Here is a 24,973-nt window from a genome sequence, read left to right on the forward strand (position 1 = left end):
TCGAGCTACCGCTGGACGTCGACGGGTGTGCTGGCGACCCCGAAGTCGGGCTGGGTCTCGCTCAAGGACTTCACCACCGCCCCCTACAACGGCAGGCAACTCGTCTACGCCACCACCCACGACAACGGATCGACCTGGGGCTCGATGAACTTCAGCCTGCTCACCAACTGGTCCGACATGGCCTCGGCCAGCCAGAACACCATGTCGTCGGCCACCGTCGCACCGTCGCTGTTCTACTTCGCGCCCCGCAACATCTGGGTCCTCGCATACCAGTGGGGCGGACCCGCCTTCTCCTACCGCACCTCCAGCGACCCCACCAACCCCAACGGCTGGTCCTCCCCGCAGACCCTGTTCTCCGGCACCATCTCCGGCTCCGGCACCGGACCCATCGACCAGGCCGTCATCGGCGACAGCAGCAACATGTACCTGTTCTTCGCCGGCGACAACGGCAAGATCTACCGGGCCAGCATGCCGATCGGGAACTTCCCCGGCAGCTTCGGCTCCACCTCGACGGTGATCATGAGCGACACGACCAACAACCTGTTCGAAGCCGTCCAGGTCTACAAGGTCTCCGGCCAGAACCAGTACCTCATGATCGTCGAGGCGATCGGCTCGCAGGGCCGCTACTTCCGCTCCTTCACCTCCAGCAGCCTCGGCGGCACGTGGACGCCGCAGGCCGCGAGCGAGAGCAACCCCTTCGCCGGCAAAGCCAACAGCGGCGCCACCTGGACCAACGACATCAGCCACGGCGAGCTGATCCGCACCAACGCCGATCAGACCATGACCATCGACCCCTGCAACCTGCAACTGCTCTACCAGGGACGTTCGCCCAACTCCGGCGGCGACTACGGCCTGCTGCCCTACCGACCCGGCCTGCTGACCCTGCAGCGCTGAGGGGCGGCAGCACCAGACCGGCCGATGAGCACGCCCATGCCCACTCGACCGGTGCCACCGACGTCCTACCGCACCCGCCCGGGCCCCCGCCCGGGCGGGCCTCCACGGACCAGCCCACCGCTCCCAGGAGAACGACATGAGACGAACACCCCACGGCCGCACGTTCCGCGCGGCGCTGACAGCCACCCTGCTCGTGGCCGCCACCGCGCTGACCACCGTCGCGTTGGCGAACTCCGCCAGCGCGGGCACCACGCTCGGCGCGTCCGCGGCCGAACGTGGCCGCTACTTCGGCGCGGCGATCGCCGCGAACAAGCTCGGTGACTCCACCTACGTCGGCATCCTCAACCGCGAGTTCAACTCCGTCACCGCCGAGAACGAGATGAAGTGGGACGCCACCGAGCCGTCCCAGAACAACTTCAGCTACACCAACGCCGACCGGATCGTCAGCCACGCCCAGAGCCGGGGCATGGCCATCCGCGGCCACGCCCTGGTCTGGCACTCCCAGCAGCCGGGCTGGGCGCAGAACATGAGCGGCAGCGCGCTGCGCTCCGCGATGGTCAACCACATCACCCAGGTCGCGACCAAATACCGCGGCAGGATCCACTCCTGGGACGTGGTGAACGAGGCGTTCGCCGACGGCAGCGGCGGCGGCCGGCGTGACTCGAACCTGCAGCGCACCGGCAACGACTGGATCGAGGTCGCGTTCCGCACCGCGCGGGCCGCCGACCCGAACGCGAAGCTCTGCTACAACGACTACAACACCGACGGGATCAACGCCAAGTCCACCGGCATCTACAACATGGTGCAGGACTTCAAGTCCCGCGGCGTGCCCATCGACTGCGTCGGCTTCCAGTCCCACCTGACCAACTCGGTCCCCTCGGACTACCAGGCCAACCTGCAGCGCTTCGCAAACCTCGGCGTCGACGTCCAGATCACCGAGCTGGACATCTCCGGGTCCAACCAGGCCAACGTGTACTCCACCGTCACCCGCGCGTGCCTGGCCGTGTCCCGCTGCAACGGCATCACCGTGTGGGGCATCCGCGACAGCGACTCCTGGCGCACCGGCCAGAACCCGCTGCTGTTCGATTCCTCCGGCAACAAGAAGGCGGCGTACACCTCGACGCTCAACGCCCTCAACAGCACGACCCCGTCCAGCCCCGCGCCGTCGACCTCACCGTCCACGCCGGGCGGGCCGGTCGACACGAGTGCCTGGTACATCCTCGTCAACCGCAACAGCGGCAAAGCCCTCGACGTGTACAACTTCTCCACCGCCGACGGCGGCCGCATCACCCAGTGGACCCGAGGCACCGCCAACAACCAGCAATGGCAGTTCGTCGACTCCGGCAGCGGCTACTACCGGATCAAGTCCCGCCACTCCGGCAAGGTCCTCGACGTCTACAACCTCTCCACCGCCAACGGCGGCGCGATCGTCCAGTGGGCCGACAACAACGGCAACAACCAGCAATGGCGCCTGGCCGACTCCGGCGGCTACCTCCGGTTCATCAGCCGGCACAGCAACAAGGCCCTCGAAGTCCAGGGCGCTTCCACCGCCGACGGGGCCAACATCGTCCAGTACGACGACTGGGGCGGGGCCAACCAGCAATGGCAGCTGGTTCGGGTCGGATCCGTCACGGCCGCGATCGGTGCCGTCGCCCACGACGTCGGGCTCGCGGCACAGCGGTCCGTCGCGCTCGGCTCCCTGACCGCGGCGACGTCACGGTCATGACACCGGGCAAGCCCGTCACACCATGATCAGCCGCCGGGGCGGGGACCGCCGCATCCCCACCCCGGCGGCCATTCACTTGCTCGGCGACCGAAGCCGACGAACGCCGCGGACGTCCGCGGCGAGCTGCGACACCCCCATATCCCGGCCCACCGCGGCCATGAGACGAGGAGGATGCCGTGAGCGGCATCGGCACCATCCCGCAAGTCCTGCCCCGGCGACGGGGCTGGCGCACTGCGTTGATCGCCGTGTTGGCCACCGCGCTGGCCGGCACGGGCCTGGTCGTGGTCGGCACGGGCAGCGCGCAGGCCGCGACCGTGGACACCGGCGCGTGGTACATCCTGGTCAACCGCAACAGCGGCAAAGCCCTCGACGTGTACAACTTCTCCACCGCCGACGGCGGCCGCATCACCCAGTGGACCCGAGGCACCGCCAACAACCAGCAATGGCAGTTCGTCGACTCCGGCAGCGGCTACTACCGCCTCAAGTCCCGCCACTCCGGCAAGGTCCTCGACGTCTACAACTTCTCCACCGCCAACGGCGCATCCATAGTCCAGTGGGCCGACGGCAACGGCACCAACCAGCAGTGGCGCCTGGCCGACTCGGCCGACGGCTACGTCAGGTTCATCAACCGCAACAGCAGCAAAGCCCTCGAAGTCCAGGGCGCTTCCACCGCCGACGGCGCCAACATCGTCCAGTACGACGACTGGGGCGGCAACAACCAGCAATGGCAGCTCGTCCGGGTCGGCACGAACCCGACCCCGAGCGCGTCGTCCTCACCGCCGCCGAGCAGCGGCAACTACACCAACCCGGTGCTTTGGCAGGACTTCGCCGACATCGACATCATCCGGGTCGGCGACGCCTACTACTACTCCGCCTCGACCATGCACTACTCCCCCGGCGCGCCGATCCTGCGCTCGTACGACCTGGTCAACTGGGAGTTCGCCGGGCACTCGGTGCCGGTACTCGACCATTCCAGCGCGTACAACCTCAGCGGCGGGCGTGCCTACGTCAAGGGCATCTGGGCCTCGACCCTCAACTACCGCCCCTCCAACAGCACCTTCTACTGGATGGGCTGCATGGAGTTCAACAAGACCTACGTCTACACCGCCACGGCCGTCGACGGCACCTGGACCAAGCGGTCGACGATCAACAACTGCTACTACGACGCCGGACTGCTCGTCGACGACAACGACACCATGTACGTCGCCTACGGCAACAGCAACATCAGCGTCGCCCAGTTGTCGGCCGACGGCCTCAGCCAGGTCCGCACCCAGCAGGTGTTCACCACGCCGTCCAGCGTCGGCACCCTCGAAGGCGCCCGCTTCTACAAGCGCAACGGCAGCTACTACATCTTCCTGACCCGCCCCGCCAACGGCCAGTACATCCTCAAGTCGTCCAGCCCCTTCGGCCCGTACACGATGCATCCGCACCAACGCCGATCAGACCATGACCATCGACCCCTGCAACCTGCAACTGCTCTACCAGGGACGTTCGCCCAACTCCGGCGGCGACTACGGCCTGCTGCCCTACCGACCCGGCCTGCTGACCCTGCAGCGCTGAGGGGCGGCAGCACCAGACCGGCCGATGAGCACGCCCATGCCCACTCGACCGGTGCCACCGACGTCCTACCGCACCCGCCCGGGCCCCCGCCCGGGCGGGCCTCCACGGACCAGCCCACCGCTCCCAGGAGAACGACATGAGACGAACACCCCACGGCCGCACGTTCCGCGCGGCGCTGACAGCCACCCTGCTCGTGGCCGCCACCGCGCTGACCACCGTCGCGTTGGCGAACTCCGCCAGCGCGGGCACCACGCTCGGCGCGTCCGCGGCCGAACGTGGCCGCTACTTCGGCGCGGCGATCGCCGCGAACAAGCTCGGTGACTCCACCTACGTCGGCATCCTCAACCGCGAGTTCAACTCCGTCACCGCCGAGAACGAGATGAAGTGGGACGCCACCGAGCCGTCCCAGAACAACTTCAGCTACACCAACGCCGACCGGATCGTCAGCCACGCCCAGAGCCGGGGCATGGCCATCCGCGGCCACGCCCTGGTCTGGCACTCCCAGCAGCCGGGCTGGGCGCAGAACATGAGCGGCAGCGCGCTGCGCTCCGCGATGGTCAACCACATCACCCAGGTCGCGACCAAATACCGCGGCAGGATCCACTCCTGGGACGTGGTGAACGAGGCGTTCGCCGACGGCAGCGGCGGCGGCCGGCGTGACTCGAACCTGCAGCGCACCGGCAACGACTGGATCGAGGTCGCGTTCCGCACCGCGCGGGCCGCCGACCCGAACGCGAAGCTCTGCTACAACGACTACAACACCGACGGGATCAACGCCAAGTCCACCGGCATCTACAACATGGTGCAGGACTTCAAGTCCCGCGGCGTGCCCATCGACTGCGTCGGCTTCCAGTCCCACCTGACCAACTCGGTCCCCTCGGACTACCAGGCCAACCTGCAGCGCTTCGCAAACCTCGGCGTCGACGTCCAGATCACCGAGCTGGACATCTCCGGGTCCAACCAGGCCAACGTGTACTCCACCGTCACCCGCGCGTGCCTGGCCGTGTCCCGCTGCAACGGCATCACCGTGTGGGGCATCCGCGACAGCGACTCCTGGCGCACCGGCCAGAACCCGCTGCTGTTCGATTCCTCCGGCAACAAGAAGGCGGCGTACACCTCGACGCTCAACGCCCTCAACAGCACGACCCCGTCCAGCCCCGCGCCGTCGACCTCACCGTCCACGCCGGGCGGGCCGGTCGACACGAGTGCCTGGTACATCCTCGTCAACCGCAACAGCGGCAAAGCCCTCGACGTGTACAACTTCTCCACCGCCGACGGCGGCCGCATCACCCAGTGGACCCGAGGCACCGCCAACAACCAGCAATGGCAGTTCGTCGACTCCGGCAGCGGCTACTACCGGATCAAGTCCCGCCACTCCGGCAAGGTCCTCGACGTCTACAACCTCTCCACCGCCAACGGCGGCGCGATCGTCCAGTGGGCCGACAACAACGGCAACAACCAGCAATGGCGCCTGGCCGACTCCGGCGGCTACCTCCGGTTCATCAGCCGGCACAGCAACAAGGCCCTCGAAGTCCAGGGCGCTTCCACCGCCGACGGGGCCAACATCGTCCAGTACGACGACTGGGGCGGGGCCAACCAGCAATGGCAGCTGGTTCGGGTCGGATCCGTCACGGCCGCGATCGGTGCCGTCGCCCACGACGTCGGGCTCGCGGCACAGCGGTCCGTCGCGCTCGGCTCCCTGACCGCGGCGACGTCACGGTCATGACACCGGGCAAGCCCGTCACACCATGATCAGCCGCCGGGGCGGGGACCGCCGCATCCCCACCCCGGCGGCCATTCACTTGCTCGGCGACCGAAGCCGACGAACGCCGCGGACGTCCGCGGCGAGCTGCGACACCCCCATATCCCGGCCCACCGCGGCCATGAGACGAGGAGGATGCCGTGAGCGGCATCGGCACCATCCCGCAAGTCCTGCCCCGGCGACGGGGCTGGCGCACTGCGTTGATCGCCGTGTTGGCCACCGCGCTGGCCGGCACGGGCCTGGTCGTGGTCGGCACGGGCAGCGCGCAGGCCGCGACCGTGGACACCGGCGCGTGGTACATCCTGGTCAACCGCAACAGCGGCAAAGCCCTCGACGTGTACAACTTCTCCACCGCCGACGGCGGCCGCATCACCCAGTGGACCCGAGGCACCGCCAACAACCAGCAATGGCAGTTCGTCGACTCCGGCAGCGGCTACTACCGCCTCAAGTCCCGCCACTCCGGCAAGGTCCTCGACGTCTACAACTTCTCCACCGCCAACGGCGCATCCATAGTCCAGTGGGCCGACGGCAACGGCACCAACCAGCAGTGGCGCCTGGCCGACTCGGCCGACGGCTACGTCAGGTTCATCAACCGCAACAGCAGCAAAGCCCTCGAAGTCCAGGGCGCTTCCACCGCCGACGGCGCCAACATCGTCCAGTACGACGACTGGGGCGGCAACAACCAGCAATGGCAGCTCGTCCGGGTCGGCACGAACCCGACCCCGAGCGCGTCGTCCTCACCGCCGCCGAGCAGCGGCAACTACACCAACCCGGTGCTTTGGCAGGACTTCGCCGACATCGACATCATCCGGGTCGGCGACGCCTACTACTACTCCGCCTCGACCATGCACTACTCCCCCGGCGCGCCGATCCTGCGCTCGTACGACCTGGTCAACTGGGAGTTCGCCGGGCACTCGGTGCCGGTACTCGACCATTCCAGCGCGTACAACCTCAGCGGCGGGCGTGCCTACGTCAAGGGCATCTGGGCCTCGACCCTCAACTACCGCCCCTCCAACAGCACCTTCTACTGGATGGGCTGCATGGAGTTCAACAAGACCTACGTCTACACCGCCACGGCCGTCGACGGCACCTGGACCAAGCGGTCGACGATCAACAACTGCTACTACGACGCCGGACTGCTCGTCGACGACAACGACACCATGTACGTCGCCTACGGCAACAGCAACATCAGCGTCGCCCAGTTGTCGGCCGACGGCCTCAGCCAGGTCCGCACCCAGCAGGTGTTCACCACGCCGTCCAGCGTCGGCACCCTCGAAGGCGCCCGCTTCTACAAGCGCAACGGCAGCTACTACATCTTCCTGACCCGCCCCGCCAACGGCCAGTACATCCTCAAGTCGTCCAGCCCCTTCGGCCCGTACACGATGCAGCAGCTCCTGCTCAACCTGCCCGGCCCGATCTCCGGCGGCGGCGTGCCCCACCAGGGCGGCCTCGTCCAGACGCAGAACGGTGCCTGGTACTACCTGGCCTTCGTCGACGCCTACCCCGGCGGGCGGGTCCCCGTGCTCGCGCCGGTCACCTGGACCGCCGACGGCTGGCCCCAGATCCAGCTCGTCAACAACGCCTGGGGCGGCTCCTACCCCAAGCCGAACCTGCCCGCCCGCACCGTCAAACCCATGATCGGCACCGACACCTTCGGCGGCACCGCGCTGGGCCCGCAGTGGGAGTGGAACCACAACCCCGACACCAGCCGATACACCGTCAACAACGGCCTGCGGCTGCAGACCGCCACCGTCACCAACGACCTCTACAACGCCCGCAACACCCTGACCCACCGCATCCAGGGACCGACCTCCACCGCCACCATCGAGATGGACTACTCGACCATGCGCGACGGCGACCGGGCCGGCCTCGCCATGCTGCGCGACTCCTCGGCCTGGATCGGCGTCAAACGCGACAACGGCTCCACCAGAGTCGTCATGACCAACGGCCTGACCATGGACAGCAGCTGGAACACCACCGGCACCGGCACCGAGAACGCCTCCGCCGCGGTCTCCGGCGGCCGGATCTGGCTACGCGTCAACGCCGACATCCGGCCCGGCAGCGGACGCCAGGCCCGCTTCTCGTACAGCACCGACGGCGCCAACTTCACCACCCTCGGCTCCGCGTTCACCCTCAACAACGCCTGGCAGTTCTTCATGGGCTACCGCTACGGCATCTTCAACTACGCCACCCAGTCGCTCGGCGGCTCGGTGACCGTGTCCCGGTTCGACCTGACCACCCCATAGCGGAGCGGGCCTCCGGCGACCAGGTCCGGTTGCCGGAGGCCCACCGGCTTTGCCCGAAGCGTATGGGCGACACGTCCGCCCGCCCCGGCAAGATGCACGCGTCCCGGAACGCGACGGACGGCCGATACTGCCCGGCATGCGTGGTGCGGCACCCTGAGAGGCCGCCGACCCGCGACCCGAGGACCACCGTGCCCGACACCGAAGACCTGCTGGCGATGTCCTTCTTCTGCCTACTCGTCGGCGTGGTGCTGATCGCCTTCGCAGCCTCCCTGCTGGGCCGCATCGCCGACCGATGGGAGCGGGTCAGGAAGCGGCGCGAGGCGGACCTCGCCGCAGCGGAGATGTTCTACGGCGTGCACGGCGAGTTCCACGGCGTCTGGCAGGAGTGGAAAGCCATCCGCGGGCAGGCCTTCGACGCGGCCGACCGCGAGCAGCGCCGGTGGGCACTGTCCGGACGGGCCTCGGCAGCCGGCGCCCGGGTGGAGGCGCTGGTCGCCCGGCTCGCCACGGAACGCCACCTCACCGACCGGGAACGCACGCTGCTCGGCTGCTACCGCCAGGCGTACCGGACGCTCGGCGGCTGCCTGGAGGCTGACCTGCCGCTCGGGGTCACCCTGCGACGCCAGCCGGACGGTGGGGTGCTGCCCGCCGACCACGAGGTCTGGACCGACTCCGCGACCCGTTCGTACGCGACCTTCACCGAGCTGGCGACCGCGGTCGGCGCACTGATCGCCCACTCGGGCGTCGTCCCGTCGGAGGCCCACGCCCGAGCGTCCATGCGCGCCATCACCGACAGCGGGTTCGAGAGCCCGGCCTGGGTGACGCACGCCCGTGCCGCCCTCGGCCTGCCCTCGCACAGCGAGCCGACGCAGCGGTAACACGGCACGAGTCGTACGAGGCACGGTCCCGTCAGGCCGCCCCGGCGACCGCCCGCGCGAACGCGTCCGGATTGTCGATCATCACGTTGTGCCCGGAATCCGCGATGGTGACCACGCGTACGCCGGCTGCCCGCAGTCCTTCGGCGTCACGGACCTCCTCACCGCGATCGCCGGCGAGGAAGGTCCGCGGCAGGGTCAGCCTCGCCAGCGTCTCCCGGACCGTCGGCGTGGTGTTGCGGGCCAGGCCGAAGGCGCTGCGGAGAACCGCGAGCGGGTCGGCGAGCCGCATCGTCGCGGCCCAGAACGGTCCCACCCGCTCCAGCGTCTCGGTGAACCCCCGCTCCAGGAACGTCTCCGGCGTGTGGGCGAAGACGCTGCCCGGCGGCGGGTTGCCCGTCGGCTTCGGATCCAGCGGCGCCTCCGCGACGACGAGCCGGGCCACCAGGTCGGGTCGGCGATCGGCGAGCAGGATCGCCACCGCGCCGCCCATGCTGTGCCCGATCACCTCGGCGTCGCGCACCCCGGCCGCGTCCAGCGCCGCCGCCAGTGCCTCGGCGTGCTCCGGCAGGGTGTGGCCGAAGTCGGCGGGCCGGTCGCTGATGCCGAACCCGAGCAGGTCGATCAGCAGCGACCGGCGTCCGGCCAGCGCGGGATGGTGGGTCACCGCCGCGTAGTACACGGGAGAGCTGGCACCCAGCCCGTGCACGTAGACCCGGGTCGGTTCCGCCCCGGCGATCTCCACCCACCGGATCCGGCTTCCCGCCGTCGTGACCACCGCGTCGCGCATCCGTCGCTCCTATACATCGCTTCCGAGGTATCTCGCCTGGAAGGTAAGATAGCAGCATGTTGGAACTGGCGATCCTGGGATTCCTGTGTGACGGGTCACTGCACGGATACGACCTCCGCAAACGGATCGCTGCGCTGACCGGGCACGTCCGCCCGATCGCCGACGGCACCCTCTACCCGGCGATCAAACGGCTGGAGGCGGCGGGCCTGCTCACCCGACGCCTGGAAGCGGGCAGCGTCGCCGCGCCCCGGCACATGCTCTCGCTGACCGGCGCCGGACGCGCCCGGCTGACCGCCCTGCTCAGCGAGCCGGCCGACGCCTTCATCACCGACGAGAACCACTGGTTCGTGCTGCTGGCGTTCCTGCGGCACCTGGACGACTCCGCCGCGCAGGCCCGCCCGCTGCGCCGCCGCCTGGCCTTCCTCACCACGCCCGCGAGTTTCTTCTACGACGGGGACCGGCCGCTGCGCGCCGCCGACTTCGACGACCCGTTCCGCAAGGGACTCATGACGATCGCCACCGCCACCAGCCGGACGGAACTCGCGTGGTTGCGCGAGACGCTGGCCGACCTGGAGCCGGACAGCTGACCGCCGGTCGGCGAGCCCGAAACGTCGGTGGTTACCGGCATGATCGCAACGACTGATCCGCCCCCCGTTCCAGGGAGACATCATGAACGACGGCCGTTCCGACTTCGACTTCATCTTCGGCCGGTGGCGGATACGCAACCGCAAGCTGCGCGACGTCACCGACCCGGCCTGCACCGAGTGGATCGAGTTCGACGCCACCGGGCACGCCGAGCCGATCCTCGGCGGCCTCGGCCACGTCGATCGCATGTGGTCCGACGCCCCGCCCGGCGAGGACCCGTTCGAGGGATTCACCCTGCGGCAGTTCGACCCGAAGGCCGGCAGCTGGCGGATCTGGTGGGCGTCCAGCCGCAACCCGGGCCACCTCGACCCGCCCGTCGAGGGCGCCTGGCGCGACGGGCGGGGTGTCTTCGAATGCGACGACGTCCTCGGCGGTCACCCGGTCAAGGTCCGCTTCGAGTGGACCCGGGACGGCGCGGACACCGCCCGGTGGCAGCAGTCATTCTCCTACGACCAGGGCGCGACCTGGCGGCTCAACTGGGTCATGGACTTCACCCGCACCGCCTGATCAAGCGGCCTTCCGGCACGACAATCGCGGCAGGAAGCGGGGCGGCGCGGCGGCCGCCCCGCGCGGAGCCGTCAAGCATTCTCCGCGAGCACCTCGCGCAGCTTGGCCGCGAACTCCTCCGGCTTGCCCGGCATACCGAACTCGCCGCCCATGAAGCCGCCATGGTTGCTGGGGAACACGACCGCCGCGGTGCCGAGCTGCTCGGCGACGGCGACCCCGCCTCGGTAGGCCATCGTGCCCGTGGACTCCTCGCCCACCGCCAGGACGATCCGGGTCGGCGCGGCGCGCAGCGCGTCGAAGTCCGGCTCGTAGTGCGTACAGCTGATCAGGTTCTGGCCGAGCAGCACGTCGTCACGCGAGCCGTCGTCCTGCGCCGGCATGCCGAACTGGGCCGGGTCCGGTGCCACCGCGTAGTCCGCCGGGAACTCGCCCTGGTGGCCGACCGCGGCGATGAACGCCGCCATGCCGGCGCCCAAGCCCTTGGCCTGGTACAGGTCGCGGATGAATGCGATCGCGGCCAGCGCCTGCTCCCGGTCCGGCAGCACCTGCCCTGCCGGCGGCTCGTGCGCGACCAGGGTGCGCACGTCCGCCGGGTGCGCGGCGACCAGGGCCAGCGCGTTGACCGCCCCGCCACTGCTGGCGAAGATGTCGACCGGTCCCCCGCCGAGCTCGGCGATCAGCCGGTGCAGGTCGGCGGCGTGCACATCGGGCGTCGACTCTCCGGCGTCCGCGGTACGGATGCTGCGCTGGGCGCCCCGCGGGTCGTAGGTGACCACCGTGCGGTCGGGGAAGAACCCGGCGAGCGTGGTGAACCCGCGGGCGTCCATGGGCGAGCCGATCAGCAGCAGGACCGGCTCGGTGCTGTCGGTGTTCTCGCGGACGTCGTAGTGCAGGACCGCGCCGGGAACATCGAGGGTGTAGGTCTTCGGCTCAGTCATCGGAGCAACTCCTTCTCGGGTCATGTCCAGGTAGACCGCCGCCGCCCGCGAAACTCATCGGTCCGGAGCCGAGAACTTTCCCGGAGCCGCCGAAACGGGCAAATGCCTCGGCCAGCATAGTCGTGCGGCGGGACGGGGAACCCGCGGTGAGCGGGCCCGCCGCCTCGTGCGGTATCAAGACCGGATGCAATACGTGCTGTTCCCCGGACGCCACCACCTGCTGACCCGGTTCCAGGCGGAGCGGCTCGTCGCCCTGGCCGCCCGGCACGGCGCGACCATCGTCTGGGCGGTGACCTCGGCCAACCACGACAACACCCGCCGCAACCCGGTGCCCTACCACCGGCGGGAGGCGGCGATCGAGCGGTTCAGCGCCATCACCACCCTGCGCTCGGTGGTGGTACCGGTCTTCGACATGCCGCCGACCCCGCGGTTCGCCGAGGTGACCCTCAAGAACATCACCGTCGCCACCGGTATCGAGCTGACCCCGCACAACACCGTCGTCGCCTGCTCCACCCCTGACGTCGCCGCGCTGTACGAGCGGCTCGGCTTCTCGATCGACCCCGTCGAGGCCGGGCAGTCCCCCGCCGCGGAGCGCCCCTGGGACGTCCTGCTGCGGCTGGCCGGCGGCGACGAGACGTGGCGTGAGCTGGCGCATCCCGCCACCGTCGACGTCTTCGACCGCTACCGGCTCGTCGAGACCGTACGCACCGTCGTCAACGACCCGGTCGTCGGCGACGAGGGCGGGCTGACCGCGACCCGCGACTACCGCGCCTACGTGGAGGCGTTCGCCGACAGCGCCGCCCGCAAGTGGGCCACGGCCCGCGAGCACGTGCAGCCCGGCCGGGTCGTCGACATCGGCTGCGGCGCGGGCGCGGTGCTCGAACTGGCCGACCGGGAACCGGCCCTGCGCGAGAGCGACCTGATCGGCGTCGAGGTCGCCCGCCACCTGTTCGACGAATGCGTACACCGCAAGGCGCAGGGCGTCTTCGCCAACCCCAACGTGTTCTTCTACCGCCGCAACGTGCTCGGCGGCGCGGTGTTCCCGGCCCGGTCGATCAACACGACGCTGACCTTCGCGCTGACCCACGAGATCTGGTCCTACGGCGACCAGGAGAAGTCCCTGCGGGCGTTCGCCCAGGCCATCTACGAGCACACCGCGCCCGGCGGCGTCTGGATCAACAGCGACGTCTGCGGCCCCGACGACCGCGACCGGCAGGTGCTGCTGCGCCTGGAGCGCGGCGACGGCGACAACCCCGACCGGCCGCGCACCGACCTCGCCGGGCTGCCGTCGGCACAGGTCGCGGCGTACGTCGCCGGCCTGTCCACGCGGGCCCGCTTCGACCAGTTCGCGGTCGACTTCGCGTTCCCGGTGCCGCATACGCCGGTCGGCGACACCGTCCGGCTGGCGCTCGGCGACGCCATGGACTACCTGACCCGCAAGGACTACACGGCAAGCTGGCTGTCGGAGACCCGCGAGCAGTTCTGCGGCATGGCGTACCCCGACTGGCGACGGCTGCTCACCGACGTCGGATTCGAGCTGGACCCGGCCTCGGGGACCAGCCGCAACGACTGGATCGTCGACAACCGGATCGCGCCCGTGGCCGCCCTGGCCGACCTCGACGGCACGCCGCTGGACTGGCCGGTGACGCACCTGCTGCTGGTCGCGCGGCGTCCGCTGAACTCCTGACGTCGGAGGCGGGTCGGCGTACCCCCGAATCTTCAGCGGATGCGGCCGCCCTCGGTGACCAGCCATTCGCCGGTCTCCCAGTCGGACGGGCCGTCCTCGCCGCGATAACACAGGTCGAAGCGGATGCCCAGGCCCGGCCACGGGTGCCGGACAGGCACGACGCGGAAGATGTCCGCCAGGCCCGGGAAGGTCAGCCCCTCCGGCTCGGGGAACATCAGCTCCAGCTCGGCCCGGGTCAGGTCGGTCCACAGGGCGAACTGCCACGACGTCTGCGTGAGCCACTGTTCCTGGACCAGCTCGAACCTCGGTTCGCGGCCGACGACGAAGTCGCCGATGTCCCCGTCGCACTCCTCGGCCGTTGCGGGCAGCACGAACGGCCACTGCTCGCCGGTCGGGTAGCGGTACATCGCGGACCGGGCGGCGACGGCGCCCACCAGGTCCTCCCACTGCTCGGCGGGGGTGCCGACGGGCAGGTTCACGCCCGTGTGGTCGACCCGGCGGACGTGGCCGGCGAGGCGGCGGGTCAGCTCCGCCAGCTCGACCCGGCCCGGCAGGGTGACCGCCTCGGTCTCCGCGCCATGGCTGACGCCGAGGACGTGGCCGGTGCCCAGGGCGACCTGGGGCGCGACCACGTCGGCCAGCGCGAAGGTCGTCACCGGCAGCGCGCCGTGCGGCGCGGGCGGGGTGAGGGTGAGGCGATCGGGCGGCGTGCCCGCCGGTGCCGCGTACGGCACGTCGGCCAGCAGCAGGCGCAGCCCGTCGAGGAAGGCGCGGGACTCCGGCGTCCCGGGCAGGCGGAAGGTGATCTCGGAAAGGCGGTCCATGCGCCCGAACGTAACCGTGTCCGTGTCGGTCCCGGTATGACAAATTTCCTGCCTGCGGCGACACGGCCGGGCATGGAGTCCGGTGTCGGCACTGGACTCCCCGGTCTAGTCTCGATGTGATGAGACAGCGGCTGGGTGCGGTCTGCTGGATGCTGACGATCGTCTACTTCCTGGTGCAGCCGGTCGTCGCGGCGGCCTGGGATCCCGCGTACAGCTTCCTCGACAACACGATCAGCGATCTCGGCAACGCCCGGTGCGTGCCCTCGACGGAATCCTGGCGGCCGGGGACCTTCCTCTGCTCCCCCCGGCATGTCCTCATGAACGCGACGTTCGTGCTGGTGGGCCTGTGCACGACGGTGGGCGCGCTGACGACCCGGCGGCACTGGCCGCCGCAGCGCCTCGCCGGGGCGGGACTCGCGCTGGTGGCGGTCAGCGGCGTCGGCGCGGTGCTGGTCGGCCTGGCCCCGGGCGACGTGAACATGCCGTTGCACCTGGTCGGGGCCGGGTTGCAGTTCCCCGGCGCGATCGGCCCGCTGCTGATCGGCCTCGCCACACCCCGCGAACGGCGACGCGAGCGCGCGTTCTCCCTCGCCATGGGCGCCGTCGGGATAGTCGGCTGCGCGCTGTTCGCCACCGGCCTGCACCTGGGCCTGGGCGTCGGCGGCACGGAGCGGCTCGGCTTCGACCCGCTCACCGTCTGGACCGTCGTACTCGGCGCGGTGATCTGGCGCGCGGGTCTGCGGACGCGATGACCCATCCGCTCGACGACCCCGTACGGTCCGCGCTGACCGGCCCGCACGCCCACCTGGCGCAGCGGCGGGGCCGTATCGTGCGCTACCCGCCGGAGCTGTCCAGGTTCATCGCGATCCCCCATCCGACCACTGCCGAGGACTGGGCGGACGCCGCCGCGCTGGTCGGCCCCGAGCGGGCCCCGATCGCCGGCATCGTGGTGGCCCCGCACGACGATTGGAAGGTCACCGGCGTCGGCCCGGGCCTGCAGCTCGTCGAGGACGGCGTCGAGCCGCGATACGACGACGAGGCGGTGCGGCTCGGTCCGGCCGACATACCCGAGATCGTGGCGTTCGTCGCCCGGCACCGCAACGGCCGCCTGTTCACGCCGCGCACCCTGGAACTGGGCACCTACCTGGGCATCCGCCGCGGTGGCGCGCTGGTGGCGATGGCCGGCGAGCGCCTTCGGCCGGTGGGCTGGAGCGAGCTCAGCGCCGTCTGCACCGACCCCGCCCACCGCCGTCAGGGCCTGGCCATGCGGCTGGTCCGGGCGCTGATCGCCGGCATGCGCGAGCGCGGCGAATCCGCTTTCCTGCACGTGACCCACGACAACACCGCAGCGCAGGCCCTGTACGAACGGCTCGGCTTCCGGGTACGCCGCCCGATCTCGATGGGCTCGGTCCACATTCCCGAAGATCGGCTCAGGCCCGGCAACCACTGACGCGGTTGCCGGGCCTGATCGGCTGTGCCGGCGGTGCTCATCGCCCGGCCCACCAGCGGCTGCCCAGCCCCAGCAGCACGAGGGCGAAGCCGGCGATCAGCAGCGACACGACGTCGGGACCGCCCGTCACCGGGAGTACGCCGGTCGCCGCCGCAACCCGGTCAGCGAACAGCCTGAAACGTCACGTCCCAGTTCGTCGTCCACGTCATGCCCTGGCAGGTCAGTGGCGCGTCACCGGCGAGTTTCACGCCGCCGGTGACGGTGACGGTGGTGCTGCCGTTCTTGCCCAGCGTCGGCAGCGGGGAAGGCAGCGACCCCTGGTTGGTGATCAAGTGGTCGTCGCAGGTGTCCACGGCGGACTGCGGGATCCCGTCGATCACGATCGAGCCCGGGGTGATGCTGGTGATCTGGGCCCGCACGTTGCCGTTCGGGTTGGCGATGGCCAGGTTCACGTCCGACGACTCTCCGGGCAGCAGCGTCGTGCTGACCTGCTGCCCGACGACGGTGATCACTTTGACCTGCTCGGCTCCGCCGGACGCTCCAGCCACGATGGTGGAGCCGAAGACGGCCCACGCCGCGGTGGCGACCATGACCGTGCCGACGATGGCGGTGCCGACGATGGCGGTGGTCCGCTTGGTGTTCTTGACGTGCTTCATGGTGTCCTCCTGGGCAGGGTGGGTCGGCCCGCGCGCCCACACGACGCGCCGGCTGTGGTTGACGTGGTGTTACGCCGCGGACATGGATGTCGCGGGGACAGTGGGCGACGGCTCGGCCGTCGCGGTTCCGGTCGTTGCGGGTGCGGGTGGCGTCGAACCCGGCGCCGGATCCGGGGACGCGTCCTCGACAGACGGCTCCGGGCCCGCCGAGGCTGATGGCGTCGGGCTGGTGGACGCCGACGCGTCCGGCTGGTCAGGGCCTGGCTGAGCTGCGATGACGGTCGGCGTCGGCGCATCAGGCGAGACGGTCGGCACGGCGGTCGCCGACGTGGTGGGCCACCGTCCGGCGCGGCCGTCGACCGGCGCCTGCGCGCTGCCCCGCCAGGCCGGAGTCGCGGCCGCGACGGCGCCGGCCGCGACCACCACGATGGCCGTGGCGAGCGCACCGGTGACGGCGAGCGTGCGCCGGCCTCGCCGGGTCAGCGGCTGGTGCACCACGGGCGGCCTCCTGGGTCGGGTGCCGCTGCTCGGATCGCCGGGGGGCGTCCGGTTGCGGCCACGCGAACAACCCTGCCGCATCGGATACGGAAAGGGGCATAGAGAACACGGTGCGTTACAGCCGACAGATAGGGCGGCCGGCAGCGCGGATGTGTGGCCGACCAGCACCGGGCGAACTACCCGAAAAGGGTGAACAGCACATATAGATATGTACCGTAAACGATGCGGCGGGCCGCGGCCATGAGCGCCGCAGCCCGCCTGGGTGATCGCGTGTTACGCGCCGACGCGGTCGACGATCCGGACCGTCAGCACCGCGCCGGAGTAGAGCACCTGCCCGGCCGTCAAACCTTCGCCGTCGTGCAGCGCGACCGTACGGGTGCCCAGGTAGGCGTGGCTGCCACGGTCGAAGATGAGCTCGGAACGGGTGCCCTGCACCTCGCGCAGCGCCACCGCCACGCCCTCGCGGCCGGCCTCGTCGGTCACCTCGCCGACCACGCTCACCCCGGGGATCCTCGCCACGGCGCCGAACACGGCGGCCAGCGACGCCGGCGCCAGGTACGCCTCATCCACGAGGTCCGCCGCGGCGGAGAACGCCTGCTGGTCGCGGGGGTTCTTGTTCGGGTGCTCGTCGACGCCGCGATAGAGGTAGGCCAGCATCGCGTCCGGGTCGGTCGGCAGGCCGGCGACGTACGCCGGGGTCGGCGTGCACGCCTGCGTGCCGGTGACCCCGCCCTTGGTCTGCGTCACGACCCCGTCCCGGCAGCCCGGCAGAGCCATGTCCGTCCAGTCCCCGCCACCGGAGCGCGGCCGCTGCCGGATGAGCCCGTCGTGGGTCCCGTCCACCGACAGCCACACCTGGCGCGTGATCGTGCTCGTCGACGACTCCTTGGTCGCCTCGTTCATGCCGAGCACCGTCGCGACGGACTCCACGTGCACGAACTGGTCCCCGCGCACCGGCACCTCCGGCTGGAGCCGGGCCTGGGCCGCGGCGCCGGCCAGGATGTCCGCGGCCTGCGCCTGGGCGGCCGGCTCGCCACCGCCGATCGGGATGACCTGTGCCGCCAGGACACCCGCGGTGAGCACCGCGGCCAGCCCGCCGACGACCGCGACCCGCGGCCCGGCCCGCCCGGCGAGCAGGCGGCGCCAGAACGGCTGCGGGCGTACGGCCGCGGTGAGCACCCGGCGGCGCAGGTCCTGCGGCAGCGGACCGGCCGGGTCCAGGGCCGCACCGAGCTCGTCCAGCAGTTTCATCTCGTTCATCGCTCCACCTCGAAAAAGTCCGTCATCGTGTCCTCGCCGAGCGCCTCACGCAGCTTGCGACGTGCCCGGTGCAGCCGGGAGCGCACCGTGCCCACGTTGATCTGCAGCGTCTGCGCGACCTCCTCATAGCTCAGGCCGCTCCACGCGATGAGCAGCAGCACGTCGCGGTCGCGCGCCGCGAGCCCGCGCAGGCCGTCGGCGAGCGCGCCCCGCGCCGCCTGGGCGCTGACCGCCGCGTCGACCTCGTCGGCGAAACCTTCGGCCGCCTCGCCCTCGGCGGCTCGGCTCAGCGCCCGGTATCGGGCCTGCTCGGACCGCCACCGCCGGGCTATCTCCTTGGTGAGGATCCCGAACAGCCACGGGCGGGCGTCCTCGCGGGCGAGGTCGTAGCGGCCGCGGTGGCGGAACGCGGCGAGGAACGTCTCCGCGACCGCGTCCTCCGCCGACTCCGGGCCCAGCCGCCGGTACGCGTACCGGTGCAGGCCTGCGGCGTGCCTGTCGTAGATGACGCCGAACGCCTCGGCGTCGGTCCGCGATGCGGCGATGACCGCCGCGTCCCCGGCGCGCTCGGCCGTCGCCGTCATTGCAGTAGCCAATGCACTGTGGTCCCTCCTACCGAATCCGACCTGACACCCATGTCTCTGCGCCAGGCCCGATTCGAGTTCACGGCTGCGGCCCACCCGATTCCTCATCCACTGCGGTGACCGCGATCGGCACGGTTGCGGCGACATCACTCGATCGGGTGACTGCCTGCGCTCGGCTCAAACGGTCGATCCGCACCCGCCCACGCCCCACAACCGGAACGCGTTGACCTTCGTTTTGAGTGGGGATGCTGCCAAATGGGGAGGAAACATGGCGCGGATACGCAATAAGCGCCAGATCGCACTGCAGAAGCGCTCTACCAGCGTTTCCACGATCCCACCGGAAAAACCCCGTGAAACAGCTCCGGCAAAGCCTCGGGGCCGCGTCAGCGGGCCGATTCGAGTCGCATTGGTAGGCGGCGCATTCGCGATGATCGCAGCCGTGCTGCCCACGATCATCGACAAAACCTGGCCGGAGGACGATTCGGTGACACCTTCCTCGGCGACCTGTGAATCCTGCACCGCCATCTCGCCTTCAGCGCCGAGCGCGTCCCCGTCCCCGTCCCCGGCAGAGTTCAATCTCATCCCCATGCCAGTCGCGTCGCCAACCAGCATTCCTGATCGGACACCCGGCCCGGTGAGCTCTTCTTCGTCCCGACCCGGTGCCGATACGCCGCGCCAGCCGGAGGCCATGGGCAGGGTGGACCTGATCTCCCCAGACCAGATCGCACCGAATGCACCCCTGCAAGTCATGGTGCCGTCGGTTGCCAACGGGCGCGCCATGGTGTTCACGAGCCCTGAGCACAAGGACGAATGGGTGTGGCACCCGCCGTGCGACATGCCTGTAGGCGGAATCGTTGATTGCCACTTGGATCAGCTGAAACTCAACTCACCCACCAACCGACACCGCACACTCGTGGTTTTCCTCAGCGAGGTCGGCTTGGCGGCCGCGCAAAAGCTGGTTTCGACGACCCAGGCGAATGTCTTCAAAGCATTGAACGAGCATTTCAAGGCGCATCCTTCAGGTATCGCCCTCCTTACGGTCGCTTCCTGAGCCAACCCGTCGCCGCGCCTATCTGGCCGGCGCCGCAGAACGCCCGGAACGGCAGGTGCGGGCAGCACCCGTCAGCCGGCTTCCGCCTGTCGCGCGTGGTAGTCGATCCACTGGCGCAGGCGCTGGCGGTGGGCGTCGGACACGTCGACGGTCTCCACCCGCTCGGCGAGAACCGCGGCGTCGATCAACCCGTGCTCCAGCAGCGCCGCCGCGAAGACGTGGTCCTTCTCCCTGCCCGCAACGAGCTTCGACACCACACAGTCGTGCGGGTCGAGCAGGTGGCCACGTCCGGGCGCGGTGCCCGGCGTGTCGACGACCACCAGGCGCTGCCGCCAGCCTGCCGGAAGCACCGCAGTGGACACGCTCACGCCCTGGGCGTAATAGCCGAAGGTCTCGTGGAAGGGCGACAGCTCGCCAATCGCTCCGTCCACCCGGTCCGCCTTCGCATCGTCCGGGTCGTCGAAGAATGCGACGTCCACCTCGATCGACGCCGTCGCCGCAGCGGGCAGCCGATCCTCGGGTATCGCGCCGAGGATCGACTGGCTGCCGATGACGAGGATGTCGGATTCCTGCGCGATCTGCGACGCGGCCCGCAGTACGTGCTCCAACTCCTGTCGCTTCACGCCATCCGCTCCCTGCGCCAGCGCTCGGCAAACGCGGCCAGCACAGCCTGGCGCGTGCTTTCGGGCAGGACACCGGCGAAGGGCGAGTTCTGCCGCAGCTCGGCGGCGTCTCGGCTGCGCGACGTCAAGACCTCCAGCACCGCCTCGACTCCGGCATCAAGGACCTGGCGCCAGCGTTCGAGCCACATCGCCGCCATGCCGTCCGGGTGCACGCGTTGAAGCCGGTGCAGGTTCTCGGCGGCATTCGCCAGCACGTTGTCGGGGTCGGCGACCAGACGGCCGGCAACAGCGCGGTGCAGCCACAGCGACTTGAGCTGGTCGCGGGTCAGCTCCGGACGCAGCAGCGCGAGCACGTCCGCCCGGGCAAGCCGTCGATGCGTCCCCACCCTGACGAAGGGGAGCATTCCTCGCTCGCACAGGTCGACGACGTGCTGGCGGGACGAGCGCAGCAGCGCGGCCGCCTCGGTCGTCGTCAACAGGTCGTCGGAACCGCCATCCATACGTCCACCATGCCGCAACAAACACCAAAAACGCAACCGCCTATCGCCTCCGCTTGGTCAACAGGGAGTTGTGGCCACGACACGCCGCCGACCCGTGCCATAAGTTCATGATCACCCGGCAAGCGGGGTGGTCGAGCGGGGATTATGCGGTATAGCGGAATGAATCGGACAGTCTTACTACGCTGGAGCGCACGTGACGGTTTCTGCCGGCCGTGAGTCCGGAACGTCGGCTCGAACGCGGCGGGTCGATCGAGGAGGCATCCATGACCGCGGCCGGGTCCACCGCCGCCGGGCCGCCGGCGGGATCGCTGCGGCAGATGCTCGTCCCGCTCGCGCTGGCGCAGTTCATCTGCAGCTTCGCCGGCTCCAACATGAACGTGATGATCAACGACATCAGCGCCGACCTGAACACGACCGTGCAGGGTGTGCAGATCGCCATCACGATCTTCCTGCTGGTGATGGCCGCCCTCATGATCCCCGGCGGCAAGCTGACCGACCGGTACGGCCGCAAGCGGTGCTTCCTCGCCGGGCTCGTCCTCTATGGCGTCGGCGCGCTGCTCAGCGCCGCCTCGCCCGGGCTGGGCGTGCTCATCCTCGGCAACTCGATCCTGGAGGGCGTCGGCACCGCACTGCTCATCCCGCCCGTTTACATCCTCACCACACTGCTGTTCACCGGCACGGCTTCGCGGGCCAAGGCGTTCGGCTTGATCAGCGCGATGGGCGGCGTCGGCGCCGCGGCGGGCCCGCTCATCGGCGGCCTGATCACCTCGGCGCTGAGCTGGCGCTGGGCGTTCGTGTTCCAGGCGGTCGTGGTGGGTGTGATCGTCGTGCTCGGCCGCAAGGTGCTCGACCCGCTACCGCCGGACCCGACCCGCCCGTTCGACACCCGCGGCGCGTTGCTGTCGGCCGCCGGGCTCATCCTCGTCGTGGCCGGCATCCTGGCCGCCGACCAGAACCTCTGGCTGATGCTCGCCCTGATCGCGGCAGGCCTGCTGCTGCTGTTCCTGTTCTTCCGCTGGGTGCGGGCCGAGGAGCGCGCCGGCCGCGAGCCGCTGCTGTCCACCTCCCTGTTCCGCAACCGCACCTCCAACCTGGGTCTGGTCACCCAGAACGCCCAGTGGCTGATCCTCATGGGCACGTCCTTCACCGTGGCCGCGTATCTGCAGGTGGTCCGCGGCTACGACGCGATCCAGACCGGTGTCATCTTCACCGCCGCGACGGTCGGCCTGCTGATCTCGTCGCTGGCGGCCGAGCGGCTGGCCAAACGGCGCCCGCAGCGCACCCTGATCCAGGCCGGCTTCGTGCTCACCGCGGTCGGCGTGATCGTGCTGCTCGCCCTGGTCACCGGCACCCCCGGCGTCTGGGCGTTCGCGCCCGGCCTGCTGCTCATCGGGCTCGGACTCGGGCTGATGCTGACCCCGTCGGTCAACATCGTGCAGTCCAGCTTCAGCGACGACCAGCAGGGCGAGATCTCGGGGCTGTCGCGCAGCGTGTCCAACCTGGGCTCCTGCCTGGGCACCGCCGTCGCCGGCACCATCCTCGTCGCGGGCATCACAGCGACCCCCGAACGCGCCTACGGGCTGGCCATGGCGGTGCTCGCCGCGGTCGCGGTGGCCGGGCTGTGGGCGGCCGCGAAACTGCCGAGAGCCGCGGCGGCCGCGACCCCGACGCCGTGACAGCGGGCGAAGGCGGCCTCGGCCCGGGACACCTGCCCGGCCGCTCCTGATGAGGTGGCCTTCCGTCAGGTCAGGCTGCTCCAGAAGAGCCGCGAGATGGGGCGGACACCGAGATCGCGGGTCAGCATCTGCGCGGCCATGGCCACCCCCTCGGTGAACGTCGGGAACGCGGGCCGCAGTTCGGCGACGTCCTCGACGCGCATCCCCGCCGCCATGCACGCGGCGACCATCTGGATCACCTCGGCGGAGTATTCGCCCAGCACGTGAGCGCCGACGAGCTGCCGGCTGCCGGTCTCGACGATCAGCTTGCAGAACCCGTCGGGACGGCCGTCCGCGACGGGCCGCAGCAGGTCGGCGTACGGGGCGACGGCGACCGCGCACTCGTGACGGGCACGGGCCTGCTCCTCGGTGAGCCCGACACCCGCGTACTCGGGATCGGTGAAGCTGCCGACGGGCACTATCGCGTGATCGGCGCGGCGGTGCGCTCCCCGCACCGCGTTCTCGCCGGCGACCCGGCCTTCGAGGGTCGCGCTGGCCACGAGCATGCTGTGCCCGTTGACGTCGCCGGCGGCGAAGATGTGCGCGACGCTGGTGCGCAGGAACTCGTCGGTCACGATGTAGCCGCGCTCGACCGCGATCCCGGCCGCGTCGGCGGCGACGAGATCGGCGTTGCCGGGCCAGCCCACGGCGAAGAACGCCGTGGTGACCTGCACGTCCCGGGTCTGCTCCCCGATGCGGAAGACGACGCGCACGCCGCCGTCGCACGGTTCGAGGCGCTCCACGCGCGCATCGGTGTGCAAGTCCATGCCGCGGGCCCGGAAGGCCTGTTCGAGCGCGGTGGAGATGTCGGCGTCGGCGCGGGCCACGATCCGCGGCGCGGACTCGATCAGGGTCACGCGGCTGCCGAAGTCCGCCAGGATCGAGGCGAGCTGGCATCCGGTGTCCGCGCCGCCGATGACCGCGACCCGGTCGGGCAGCGCGGTCAGCGTGCGTACGTCCTCGTAGGTCTTGCCCAGCTCGGCGCCCGGGATCGGCGGGCGCGCGGCCCGACCTCCGACGGCGATGATCACCCGGTCGGCGGTGAAGCTGCGGCCATCGGTCGCGGTGACCGTGTTCGCGTCGCGGAACCGCACGTCGCCGGTGCCTTCGACCAGGTCGACCCCGGCCGCGCGGATGTGGGCGGCGACCTGCCTGCGGTGGTAGGCGTAGTCGGCGACCCGCTGGGCGTTGGCCAGGGTGGCGGCGAGGTCCACCTCGGGCCGGGGTCCGCGCAGGCCGAACGCCTCCCAGGAGGTCCAGTCACGGACCAGGCGCGCCGCCCGGGCAAGGGTGCGCACGGGCGCCGGCCCGCTGTTGAGCGCGGTGCCGCCCACCCGGTCCCGTTCCACCAGGGTGACCTGGGCCCCGAGCGCGGCGGCCTGCAGTGCGGCGTTCGCTCCGGCCGGACCGCCGCCGATGACCAGCACGCGCATGCGGCCCCCTCAGCCCGCGGCGGCCGTGTCCGCGACCACCCTGTTGTCACGATACGTGCGGTCGAGCAAGGTCCAGGGGCCTTCCCGAACCCGCCTTCGATCGGAGCCGGTAGTTACGATTTGCGTATTTTTGGTATGCCCTGTGGGCATAATCGGCTGATCGCCACCGTGATCGCGGGGTGTGCCAGCGACGGGAAGCACGATGGAACTCAAGCCTGCGGCAATGGTCATCCCGAAGGACACCAGCCACCTCGAAGAGGGCAAGTACGGCCCGGTCTACCCGCGCACCCCGGCCTGTTACGGGTTCACGATCATCGCGAAAGTGAAGCCAGGCCGCGCGGACGTCATGCGCGAGTACGGCAACACCCTGGCCAAGGCGCTGGAGGCCGACCCCTACCTGCTGGCCCCGCTCAAGCTGCACTACCTGCGGTGGGTCCTGTTCGACGACGACACCCGGTTCATGTACCAGGGCATCTTCGACACCGACTTCGACAAGTACACCGAGGATGCCGTCGCCCTGTTCGGCAAGTCGGGGGTCAACACCGCGTTCGAGAACCTCGAAGGCTTCCCGGAGGACTGGAAGACCAACCCCGAGGCGTTCATCCGGTTCGTACGCGAGCACCAGTGCCCGAGCTTCATCGAGTACGGCGAGTACCCGTACGTGACCGCCGACGAGATCAAGAAGGCATTGAAGATCAAGAACGCGTTGTCGGAGATGCTCGACCAGCTGCAGTGAGGACCCGCACCAG

General features: G+C 70.2%; 25 protein-coding genes. 14 read left to right on the top strand and 11 right to left on the bottom strand.

Annotated features, from left to right (window positions below; all coding sequences use genetic code 11):
- From F9C41_RS12795 to F9C41_RS12825, 6 genes are all read left to right on the top strand, one after another.
- Positions 1 to 894, top strand: an 894-nt coding sequence (locus F9C41_RS12795; RefSeq protein WP_155387011.1) for a glycoside hydrolase family 62 protein, incomplete at its 5' end; no start/stop codon positions are given.
- A 136-nt stretch (positions 895 to 1,030) separates the two neighbouring features.
- Positions 1,031 to 2,620, top strand: a complete 1,590-nt coding sequence (locus F9C41_RS12800) for a glycoside hydrolase family 10 protein (RefSeq protein ID WP_155387013.1) — start codon at positions 1,031 to 1,033, stop codon at positions 2,618 to 2,620.
- Between the two features lie 176 nt (positions 2,621 to 2,796).
- Positions 2,797 to 4,320: an RICIN domain-containing protein gene (locus F9C41_RS12805; protein ID WP_230689546.1), complete on the top strand. Its 1,524-nt coding sequence runs from the start codon at positions 2,797 to 2,799 to the stop codon at positions 4,318 to 4,320.
- A complete protein-coding gene (locus F9C41_RS12815; RefSeq protein ID WP_155387013.1) occupies positions 4,317 to 5,906 on the top strand; it encodes a glycoside hydrolase family 10 protein in 1,590 nt (529 codons plus the stop codon). Before F9C41_RS12805 ends, F9C41_RS12815 begins: the two co-directional genes overlap by 4 nt.
- A gap of 176 nt (positions 5,907 to 6,082) precedes the next feature.
- On the top strand, positions 6,083 to 8,188 hold the full coding sequence (locus F9C41_RS12820) for a family 43 glycosylhydrolase (protein ID WP_230689547.1): 2,106 nt from the start codon (positions 6,083 to 6,085) through the stop codon (positions 8,186 to 8,188).
- Positions 8,189 to 8,376: 188 nt separating this feature from the next.
- Complete coding sequence (locus F9C41_RS12825) at positions 8,377 to 9,066, top strand: hypothetical protein (protein WP_155387015.1); 690 nt, start codon at positions 8,377 to 8,379, stop codon at positions 9,064 to 9,066.
- Between the two features lie 31 nt (positions 9,067 to 9,097).
- Here the strand turns inward: F9C41_RS12825 and F9C41_RS12830 are convergent, their stop codons facing one another.
- Positions 9,098 to 9,853: an alpha/beta fold hydrolase gene (locus F9C41_RS12830; protein ID WP_155387017.1), complete on the bottom strand. Its 756-nt coding sequence runs from the start codon at positions 9,851 to 9,853 to the stop codon at positions 9,098 to 9,100.
- Between the two features lie 56 nt (positions 9,854 to 9,909).
- On the opposite strand from F9C41_RS12830, the gene F9C41_RS12835 reads away from it, so the two are divergent.
- Positions 9,910 to 10,440 (top strand): PadR family transcriptional regulator, encoded by a 531-nt coding sequence (locus F9C41_RS12835; RefSeq protein WP_155387019.1) that lies wholly within the window; start codon positions 9,910 to 9,912, stop codon positions 10,438 to 10,440.
- A gap of 82 nt (positions 10,441 to 10,522) precedes the next feature.
- The gene (locus F9C41_RS12840) at positions 10,523 to 11,005 is read left to right on the top strand and encodes a hypothetical protein (protein WP_155387020.1); all 483 of its coding nucleotides are present in this window, start codon (positions 10,523 to 10,525) and stop codon (positions 11,003 to 11,005) included.
- 71 nt (positions 11,006 to 11,076) lie between these two features.
- On the opposite strand, the gene F9C41_RS12845 is transcribed toward F9C41_RS12840, so the two are convergent.
- Positions 11,077 to 11,943 carry an alpha/beta fold hydrolase gene (locus F9C41_RS12845; RefSeq protein ID WP_155387021.1) on the bottom strand — a complete coding sequence of 289 codons (867 nt, stop codon included), beginning with the start codon at positions 11,941 to 11,943 and terminating at the stop codon, positions 11,077 to 11,079.
- A 184-nt stretch (positions 11,944 to 12,127) separates the two neighbouring features.
- On the opposite strand from F9C41_RS12845, the gene F9C41_RS12850 reads away from it, so the two are divergent.
- Positions 12,128 to 13,630, top strand: coding sequence for a class I SAM-dependent methyltransferase (locus tag F9C41_RS12850; RefSeq protein ID WP_155387022.1), 1,503 nt, complete (start codon positions 12,128 to 12,130; stop codon positions 13,628 to 13,630).
- A 32-nt stretch (positions 13,631 to 13,662) separates the two neighbouring features.
- On the opposite strand, the gene F9C41_RS12855 is transcribed toward F9C41_RS12850, so the two are convergent.
- Positions 13,663 to 14,454: a hypothetical protein gene (locus tag F9C41_RS12855; RefSeq protein WP_155387023.1), complete on the bottom strand. Its 792-nt coding sequence runs from the start codon at positions 14,452 to 14,454 to the stop codon at positions 13,663 to 13,665.
- Between the two features lie 119 nt (positions 14,455 to 14,573).
- On the opposite strand from F9C41_RS12855, the gene F9C41_RS12860 reads away from it, so the two are divergent.
- Together F9C41_RS12860 and F9C41_RS12865 are read left to right on the top strand one after the other, a co-directional pair.
- Positions 14,574 to 15,206, top strand: a complete 633-nt coding sequence (locus F9C41_RS12860; RefSeq protein WP_155387024.1) for a DUF998 domain-containing protein — start codon at positions 14,574 to 14,576, stop codon at positions 15,204 to 15,206.
- Positions 15,203 to 15,904, top strand: a complete 702-nt coding sequence (locus F9C41_RS12865) for a GNAT family N-acetyltransferase (RefSeq protein WP_155387025.1) — start codon at positions 15,203 to 15,205, stop codon at positions 15,902 to 15,904. The genes F9C41_RS12860 and F9C41_RS12865 overlap by 4 nt, the downstream gene beginning before the upstream one ends.
- A gap of 161 nt (positions 15,905 to 16,065) precedes the next feature.
- Here F9C41_RS12865 and F9C41_RS12870 read toward each other — a convergent pair whose 3' ends face one another.
- The 5 genes from F9C41_RS12870 to F9C41_RS12890 all read right to left on the bottom strand — a co-directional run bounded on the left by F9C41_RS12870 (position 16,066) and on the right by F9C41_RS12890 (position 19,592).
- Entirely contained in the window at positions 16,066 to 16,560 is a 495-nt protein-coding gene (locus F9C41_RS12870; RefSeq protein WP_155387026.1) for a hypothetical protein, read from the bottom strand.
- Between the two features lie 69 nt (positions 16,561 to 16,629).
- A complete protein-coding gene (locus tag F9C41_RS12875; RefSeq protein WP_155387027.1) occupies positions 16,630 to 17,058 on the bottom strand; it encodes a hypothetical protein in 429 nt (142 codons plus the stop codon).
- 273 nt (positions 17,059 to 17,331) lie between these two features.
- Entirely contained in the window at positions 17,332 to 18,318 is a 987-nt protein-coding gene (locus F9C41_RS12880; RefSeq protein WP_155387028.1) for a CU044_5270 family protein, read from the bottom strand.
- Positions 18,315 to 18,902 (bottom strand): RNA polymerase sigma factor, encoded by a 588-nt coding sequence (locus F9C41_RS12885; RefSeq protein WP_155387029.1) that lies wholly within the window; start codon positions 18,900 to 18,902, stop codon positions 18,315 to 18,317. The genes F9C41_RS12880 and F9C41_RS12885 overlap by 4 nt, the downstream gene beginning before the upstream one ends.
- 177 nt (positions 18,903 to 19,079) lie before the next feature.
- Positions 19,080 to 19,592, bottom strand: coding sequence for a hypothetical protein (locus F9C41_RS12890; RefSeq protein WP_155387030.1), 513 nt, complete (start codon positions 19,590 to 19,592; stop codon positions 19,080 to 19,082).
- Positions 19,593 to 19,599: 7 nt separating this feature from the next.
- Between F9C41_RS12890 and F9C41_RS12895 the strand changes: the two genes are divergently transcribed.
- Positions 19,600 to 19,953, top strand: a complete 354-nt coding sequence (locus tag F9C41_RS12895) for a hypothetical protein (protein WP_155387031.1) — start codon at positions 19,600 to 19,602, stop codon at positions 19,951 to 19,953.
- A gap of 71 nt (positions 19,954 to 20,024) precedes the next feature.
- On the opposite strand, the gene F9C41_RS12900 is transcribed toward F9C41_RS12895, so the two are convergent.
- Together F9C41_RS12900 and F9C41_RS12905 are read right to left on the bottom strand one after the other, a co-directional pair.
- The gene (locus tag F9C41_RS12900; protein ID WP_155387032.1) at positions 20,025 to 20,576 is read right to left on the bottom strand and encodes a DUF6036 family nucleotidyltransferase; all 552 of its coding nucleotides are present in this window, start codon (positions 20,574 to 20,576) and stop codon (positions 20,025 to 20,027) included.
- Positions 20,573 to 21,076 (bottom strand): excisionase family DNA-binding protein, encoded by a 504-nt coding sequence (locus F9C41_RS12905; RefSeq protein WP_155387033.1) that lies wholly within the window; start codon positions 21,074 to 21,076, stop codon positions 20,573 to 20,575. Before F9C41_RS12905 ends, F9C41_RS12900 begins: the two co-directional genes overlap by 4 nt.
- 263 nt (positions 21,077 to 21,339) lie before the next feature.
- On the opposite strand from F9C41_RS12905, the gene F9C41_RS12910 reads away from it, so the two are divergent.
- Positions 21,340 to 22,752: an MFS transporter gene (locus F9C41_RS12910; protein WP_230689548.1), complete on the top strand. Its 1,413-nt coding sequence runs from the start codon at positions 21,340 to 21,342 to the stop codon at positions 22,750 to 22,752.
- A gap of 65 nt (positions 22,753 to 22,817) precedes the next feature.
- Here the strand turns inward: F9C41_RS12910 and F9C41_RS12915 are convergent, their stop codons facing one another.
- Positions 22,818 to 24,224, bottom strand: coding sequence for a dihydrolipoyl dehydrogenase family protein (locus tag F9C41_RS12915; protein ID WP_155387034.1), 1,407 nt, complete (start codon positions 24,222 to 24,224; stop codon positions 22,818 to 22,820).
- A gap of 202 nt (positions 24,225 to 24,426) precedes the next feature.
- Between F9C41_RS12915 and F9C41_RS12920 the strand changes: the two genes are divergently transcribed.
- Complete coding sequence (locus F9C41_RS12920) at positions 24,427 to 24,960, top strand: hypothetical protein (RefSeq protein ID WP_155387035.1); 534 nt, start codon at positions 24,427 to 24,429, stop codon at positions 24,958 to 24,960.
- The last annotated feature ends 13 nt before the right edge of the window (positions 24,961 to 24,973 follow it).

The sequence above is a fragment of the Catellatospora paridis genome, assembly GCF_009720365.1.
GTDB lineage: Bacteria > Actinomycetota > Actinomycetes > Mycobacteriales > Micromonosporaceae > Catellatospora > Catellatospora paridis.